This window comes from Deltaproteobacteria bacterium, from assembly GCA_016874735.1.
Classification (GTDB): domain Bacteria; phylum Bdellovibrionota_B; class Oligoflexia; order Oligoflexales; family CAIYRB01; genus CAIYRB01.
In genome coordinates, this window is the sequence record VGTI01000103.1 from 1 (window position 1) to 7,231 (window position 7,231).

Below are 7,231 nucleotides of genomic sequence, written 5' to 3' on the forward strand. Positions count from 1 at the left end.
TAACCAGAGGCAAGGTCTCGGCTCAGTGCTCGATTGCCAACGTCGGCACGCAATACCAGGAGCTTGCAGCCAATCCTGCGACCAAAGGCACTATCCTTGACCTTTGCAGCGACGATTGGTCCAAGCTATTGGCTGCGTTAGCCCAAAAGATTATTGCAGATACGCGGAAGAGTGCCTTCGACCTCAGTGACCCTCTAGATGCAACGAAGACGATCGAAGTCTCGGTCAACGGTACTGCCGTCCCAACCGGCGGCTATACGCTTGACGCTGCTAGTTCTAAAATCGTTCTGAGCACCGCATACGCACCGGCGTCGGGCCAGGAGCTGGTCATCACCTATTCGCCAGTAAAGTGACCCGCTAATCCGTGATACACTGGTGGGTATTCCGCCCCTCTGACAGCATTGGCGGCGGATCTGATTCAGTCGACTTCTAACTAGATCATTACGGATATCATGCAAATTTTACATCTATTCGCCCGCGTCCTAAAGATTGGCGCTGACGAGCGAAGACTAAGTGTCCTATTCGTTGTCGCTGCAGTCTTTATAGCCGGCGCTCAAATTCTCGAGCCCGTTCTCTTTGGCGATGTTATAGACGCGCTCGCCAAGGAGCAGCAGTTAATAAATTATGTAGCCATGTGGATGGGTATCGGCTTTATCAATGCCGCTCTGAGCATCTTTCTGGCCGTCGTGTCTGATCGCTACGCTCACCGGCAGAGACTGCGAGCGATGGAGGCCGCATTCGAGCGGACGATTTCGCTCCCCTACCGTTATCATTCGCTCAACGGCTCCGGCAAAGTTGTACGCACCATTCAAATGGGCTGCGATCAGGTCTTTAGTATCACGCTCTCGTTTTTTCGTGAAAACATGATCGCCCTCGCTAGCATCGTCATGCTAGTGCCGCTGGCTTTTTATCTGGACATACGACTGGCCACGGCACTTTGTGTGCTAGCCTTGGTGTACACATCATGTAATTGGTTTGTGATTCGTCATACGCACGAGAGGCAGGCCCAGGTTGAGCTTAAACACCAGGAGTTAGCGGCCAGACTCATCGACGTCATGGCTAATGTGTCCATCGTCCGGAGCTTTACACGCGTTCTTAAGGAAACTGAGCTCTTTAAGGTTGAATCGACGAAGGTATTGCGCGCTCAATACCCTGTGCTTAACTGGTGGGGCGTACTTAACACGATCACGCGGCTCTCAGCGATGATTGCTATGCTGACCATAGTGATCATTGGTTCTCTCTTGGTACGGTCAGGAACCGTGACTCAAGGTCAAGTTGTGACTTTTGTAGGATTCTCAACCCTTCTGATCAATCGTCTGGATCAGTTTTCCTCATTTGTTAATCGCATGGTATCGCAGATGCCAGCCACCAAGAACCTGCTGCAACTAATCGATCACGTCGGTGACGAAGACGTGCAGCCCGATAAGCCGACGGCGCTGGCAGTGCAAGGCCGCGTCGAATTTCAGGGCGTGAGCTACCGATTTGGTCCACAAAATCAGATCGGGCCTGGCGTTTTTGATCTGAACTTTGTCGCTGAACCTGGACAAACAGTTGCCCTCGTTGGACCAACGGGTGCCGGCAAGAGCACTTGCCTGAGTTTGCTGCAGCGTCTTTACACACCTGATACGGGGCGCATCACGATTGATACTCATGATGTTGCTGAGCTGGGGGTACAAACACTATGCCGGACGATTGCGACCGTGTTCCAGGAGCCAGGTCTATTTAATCGGTCAATATACGACAACATCTTAGTAGGCCGCCCCGATGCGACGCGTGATGAGGTCGAGGAGGCCGCTCGTCGTGCGTACGCCCACGAGTTTATCGTGAGCCGACCGGGGGGCTACGACTTCGTCGTTGGTGAGCGGGGGCTGGCTCTATCGGGCGGCGAGCGTCAACGTATCGCTATCGCCCGCGCCATTCTGAAAGATGCACCTATTCTGGTTCTCGACGAGGCAACGAGCGCTCTTGATAACGAAACGGAGCGCTACGTCCAGCAAGCGATGGACAAGCTGAGGCGCGGCAAGACTACTTTCGTGATCGCGCATCGCCTCTCGACAATCTTGGGCGCTGACCGCATCTTAGTCATGCAAGATGGACGGATTGTGCAGAACGGGACCTACGATGAGCTTCGGGCAGAGGACGGTATTTTCGCGCGGCTCGTCAATGCTGGCGATATAGGTGGCGCCATTCATTCTGCTGATATCGATCCGAATAAAAAAACCCGCCAGGCAGAGCCTGCGGGTCAAATCGTACACTAAACTCTTACAGTGTTAGAGAGTGTAATCCACCTGGACACCGATGCTCACGAGATTACCGTTGCGGTATTCGCCCTTGAGTTTTTCGCCGGTAGTTGCTGCGGTGTCGGTAGGAGCATTCTTGACGATGACGTCTGAGATGCCGAGGTTGACCTTGTATTTGTCCATCTCGTAACCAGCACCTAAACCAATCACGTGACGATCAGAATCCGGTAGCGAGGCGACGCGGTGCGCAGCATCTGGGGTCGGTGATTGATCAAAGGCGTAGCCCAGACGCACAGGCACCTGTGACGTCACACGGTAAACACCACCAACGCCGGCGCGTACAGTATTACGCCAGTTGAGTGAGGTGATCTTGGTGGGGGTATTATCAGCAAAGTCATAGGCCAATTCTTTGACCGAAGACCATGCCGTGTAGGTAACATCAGCCGACACGGTGAGCGCGTCGTGAGTATGGGCCACAGCTAAGCTACCGGAACCCGGCATGACCGATTTGCCTTCGACGCTGCCGTTGGTGAGGATATTTCCTGCGGTAAATACAGCGAAGGAAGTATTTTGATATTCCACAGTGCCTTTAACCTGGTGCTTAGTAGGCGAGCGGTAGTTGAGGCCAATGTTCCAGCCTGCAGCCGGTTTGTAGAGGACGCCGAGGCCGAGCACTGGTGCCCTAGACGTACCTTTAAGCTTCGACTCACCTTCCACAGTGGCCTGTGATGCACAGGCGGCTGCGGCCGCCGCATCAGCTTGGCCCTTGGACTTCACCGCGGCGTAACAGACGTTGAAGTTATTGATCTTGGATCCAAGCTCGAGTGACAGGCTTTGGTAGCCGACCGATGCACCAAAACTCCATTGATCATTCAGACGGTAGGAAACGGCTGGTGCCACTTCTTGCACGACAAACTTACCATTGGTGAATTGGAAGCGACCCTTCCACGTCGGATCATAAGACAGCTGCATAGCATAGGGTACTGAGAAACCGATCCCGTAGGCTAGAGCGCCCGTATTGTAAACGTAGTAAAGATTAGGGATCGTGGCCTTCGTGCCAAAATTGCCGCCATCGTTGCCTGACATAGCCTTACCGCTAGCGTCCGTGGATCCCGCGTCACGGAAGTTATTGCGCAGATTCATATAAACTGCGGATGCCGAAAAATTCTGACCTTCCGGCAAGCTTGTCATACCGGCTGGATTGTAGAACAGCGTCGTAGGATCAGAGGCTGTTGCTGAGGCGCCTGAGAACGAAGTACCGAGACCGACTGCACCTTGCTGGTGCGTGAAGCCACCGGCAAAAACAAGACCCGAGCCCACACAAGTTCCACCAACCATGACAGCCACGCGCAGCATCTGAACGCTCGCTCCTGATCTCAGCGCCATAAAGAGGTCTCCCAATCGAGGGGGTTGTTACATTGTAATTTGATCATAGCGCTTCGACTTTTTTTTTACCAATCTGTGACGGTATTCGTATCAATATTTAATTTGGTGAATTCTCAACTTTAAGCTTTTTCTTTAACGCTTCCATCATCGCGCCAAACTTTATACACAAAAACTAAATGTGAACGCATAGTTTCCGATAACTACTTCGGATCAGTGGAGTTACTTTGCTTAAAAGGTTCACACAAAAACTACTGCGCTACTTGACGGGCTACGACGCAATGTCGCTGTCGCCCGATGACGCGCGCTTTGTTGATGACTGGCTACTAGAGTACGGGCGCCGTGTTGCCTACTCGACTGCCGGTGCGGGTGCTGTCTCTTACTTGCTCGGCGCTGCCCTCGGCGCTCTCATAATCCCGCCACCGTATGACCTGATATTATCGATCGTGCTGGCGTTGCTTGGGCTTGAAAGTGCGGCCTGGATCGTCTTTGAGTCCGTCATCACCGCTAAACATTGGAAGTTTGCTCTTTATTTCCACACATTCGTGACCAATGCCTTAACAACGATTGGTATGAGCATCTTTGTTCATGCAGCATTTACGCAAGACAACTTCAATACGGGTCACATGATCGTCGCCGGTTGCATGTGGGCCGGACTCGGCTGGAATCTAGCAACATTTACCCCGATCATCGGGTACTCAAATATTCCGGTGCTGCTCAGCATTTTTGGGATCTCCGCTCTGATGGTCTACTCGACCCATACCGAAGATTTTGTGGCTCTAGTCTATGTGCTCTTTCTGATTTTCATAACTCTAAGCGGTTTCTTTGTGGCGCAGCTTGCTAGGATTAGGTCCCATGCTCTGATTCAAAAAAAGACGACTGAACTAGAGCAGCAAAACCAAGTGCTACGCCTTCAGGCCATCGAGACAGAAATGCAAGTCGCAGCGCAGCTGCAAGCTAACCTGGCATCCCCTCCATCAGAGGTGGACGATGCCCACCACCGAATCCGATTCTTTCACTTTCCATACAGTACACTTGGAGGCGACCTGCTCCTAGTGCGCGATCTGATCGATGGCAGTCAAATCATCGCCGTCGGCGACGTCACCGGTAAAGGTATTGCGGCAGCGATGGTGGTTCAGGTGGTACAGTCGCTCTGGGCCGATCAGCTACAAAACGATAATTTTTCTCCGCAGGATTGGTTGCAACTCGTCAATCAAACACTACTGGCCATCGGCGAGAAACCGGGGACTCACACACTGACACTAGGACTCATCGTCTTGCAGCAAGATCAGGTGCTTTACTACTGCGCCGGTCACATTCCCCTATACATCACTGATAAAGGTGCGACACCGCCCAAAGTGCGACCTATCTTTGGTTTCGGCATGCCGCTCGGCATCGTCGATAGCGTTGACATCAGCCCTGTGAAAGTGCCGCTACCAAAGTTGGGAGACTACACGCTACTACTTGGAAGCGACGGCATACTCGACTGGCAGACACGTAAGCATCCATCACGTTTACTCGGCTTGATTGAAAATATAAATGAGCAGGGGGGCGCAGCCATAAAATCGCATCCCGTCGACGATGACAAGATCCTAGTCGCTATCAGCGAAAGTAAAGCAGCCTAGAGGACGAGACCATGGCGACATTTGATTTAAAATCACGCTTGACTAGCATGGGATTTACCACTCAGGCAAAGCTAGAGATAAGCGCGGAGCAGCGTGATTTCATCAACGAAAAACGTCGCAGCGAAAGCATCAAGGCCCTGCGCAGTTTCAGTCTGGTTGCCGTTGTCGTATCGTTTCTTGGTACTATCGGAGCGTTTACGATCGCACCAAAAAACTTGGAGTGGCCGTGTTTTGCCATTTCCATCCTTATTGGGATCGGCTCCATCGTGACTGTGATCATGATCGATCACTTTAGAGTCGAAAAATGGGTTGGGCTAAAAACGCATTTAATTATCGGCAACGTATTAGCAATACTCGGTTTATGCATTCTGCTGCAAGGTGTCATGACGTTCCCGGACGCGAGTCGTAGCTTCATAATCATCGTCGGACTCATTTGGGTAACTATTTTGTGGTATGTGGGCACGCTCAGTGTTTTATTTGGGCGCTCTATTGTCGTTATGAAAATATTACTGCTCATCCCACCACTAGGGGTCTATCACTATAACGATGGACCTGGCATTGTGCCTTTATCCATCGCTCTGGTCCTCGTTGATGTTTATGTGATGGTTTACTATTATTTCTTCAATCTCCGTAGCGAGCGGCACGCCATCCTTGAGCTCAAATCCCGTGAGTTAATCCTTCAGAATGAACGACTGCAAATCCAAGCGATCGAGTCAGAGCTTGCAGTAGCCCGTGAACTCCAACAAAATCTTGTGCGGCCAGCTGAGACCACGTTACATGGCGATAAGCAAATTACTATTTTTCAGGCCAATGCTACCTCCCTTGGGGGTGACTGGGTTGCTGCCAGAGTTCTGCCTGACGGGCGCTATGTTGTTGCCGTTGGAGACGGAACCGGCAAGGGCGTACCCGCAGCGATGGTGGTTCAGACGATCCAGGCGCTGTGGGTGGCGGGCCTGAACGATCTCGGCTGGCATCCGCTCTCTTGGTTCCAGTCAGTAAACCGCACCCTGAGGACTATGGGCCGTCAACACCCTCACACCCTGACACTAGGACTTTTAGTCCTAGATGACAATGAGGCCATCTACTATTCGGCTGGACCGATGCCGCTCTTTGTCGTTGGCGATTCACGGATCGCAGAATCGACCAAAGCCATTACGGGCGATGGGCATTTACTCGGAATCTACGCCGACCCCCAGGTCAAACCCGTCCGGGTTTCACTCCCTGAGTACACGCCGTTTGCCCTCATGCTAGCGACGGACGGCATCATACCCAAAAGAGCCCTCGCCAAAGAACACCGCATGTACGACCTGCTAGCCCAGGTGACGCAAGGTGGCAAGGCGGCTGTTCGCAATATTCAGACCGAGGACGACAAGATCTTGGTCCTTATCCAAAGGTCTGAGGCCCTGAGGTCAGCGAGCTAACTAGCATCGCAGGTCAGATGCCGCTATGCTTTTAGGGCCGCACCGTCAACGCGGCATCTAGGAGTCTACGGGTGAGCAGAAATACTGCAGGTGTGAGCACAGTTAAATTACGCAAACTTCATCATGCGCTGGGCCTAGCACTCAATTATTTAGCTCACGCACGTCGCCGCACAGTGCTAAAAGAAGATCCTAGTCCGCATTTGCATCATGCCCTGCGCCAAGTCGACAAGTACTGGACCTTAGCATTGACTGCAACTCTGCCGGGTGGCGGCAATCAAAGAGCGAAGACGCCACCAAAGCTACATAGGGCGCATAAGCAGGTAGTAGCAGCAGTCACCAAGGCGCGAGCCCTGATCCAACAGCTAAAGCCATCCCCCCGTGTACCGAAACTAAATAAAAACGAGCGACAGAAAAGGTCAAGAGCTGCGATCTTACTGGTGGCGAAAGCCATTGAGAAAACTTCCGCTCTCACCCCAAGGCTCCCGATCGAAGACCTCTTAAGCCCCATCACCGGTAAAGGGACCGCAATCGCCGACATCTCCTTTGATATATACTGCCCCAA

Annotated in this window: 5 protein-coding genes; 4 read left to right on the top strand and 1 reads right to left on the bottom strand. The window is 52.3% G+C overall.

Features of this window, described 5'->3' with window-relative positions; all coding sequences use genetic code 11:
* Nucleotides 1–452: 452 nt before the first annotated feature.
* Nucleotides 453–2,258, top strand: a complete 1,806-nt coding sequence (locus FJ146_18775; GenBank protein ID MBM4254016.1) for an ATP-binding cassette domain-containing protein — start codon at nt 453–455, stop codon at nt 2,256–2,258.
* A gap of 12 nt (nt 2,259–2,270) precedes the next feature.
* Here FJ146_18775 and FJ146_18780 read toward each other — a convergent pair whose 3' ends face one another.
* The gene (locus FJ146_18780; GenBank protein ID MBM4254017.1) at nt 2,271–3,626 is read right to left on the bottom strand and encodes a hypothetical protein; all 1,356 of its coding nucleotides are present in this window, start codon (nt 3,624–3,626) and stop codon (nt 2,271–2,273) included.
* A gap of 224 nt (nt 3,627–3,850) precedes the next feature.
* On the opposite strand from FJ146_18780, the gene FJ146_18785 reads away from it, so the two are divergent.
* From FJ146_18785 to FJ146_18795, 3 genes are all read left to right on the top strand, one after another.
* On the top strand, nt 3,851–5,248 hold the full coding sequence (locus FJ146_18785) for a hypothetical protein (GenBank protein MBM4254018.1): 1,398 nt from the start codon (nt 3,851–3,853) through the stop codon (nt 5,246–5,248).
* 11 nt (nt 5,249–5,259) lie between these two features.
* The gene (locus FJ146_18790) at nt 5,260–6,669 is read left to right on the top strand and encodes a hypothetical protein (GenBank protein ID MBM4254019.1); all 1,410 of its coding nucleotides are present in this window, start codon (nt 5,260–5,262) and stop codon (nt 6,667–6,669) included.
* Between the two features lie 71 nt (nt 6,670–6,740).
* On the top strand, nt 6,741–7,231 hold a 491-nt coding region (locus tag FJ146_18795), incomplete at its 3' end, for a hypothetical protein (protein MBM4254020.1).

What these genes read in the sequence shown, in the direction of transcription:
- FJ146_18775 (MBM4254016.1), top strand. Translation starts at nt 453, where the DNA reads ATGCAAATTTTACATCTATTCGCCCGCGTCCTAAAGATTGGCGCTGAC.
- FJ146_18780 (MBM4254017.1), bottom strand. Translation starts at nt 3,626, where the DNA reads ATGGCGCTGAGATCAGGAGCGAGCGTTCAGATGCTGCGCGTGGCTGTC.
- FJ146_18790 (MBM4254019.1), top strand. Translation starts at nt 5,260, where the DNA reads ATGGCGACATTTGATTTAAAATCACGCTTGACTAGCATGGGATTTACC.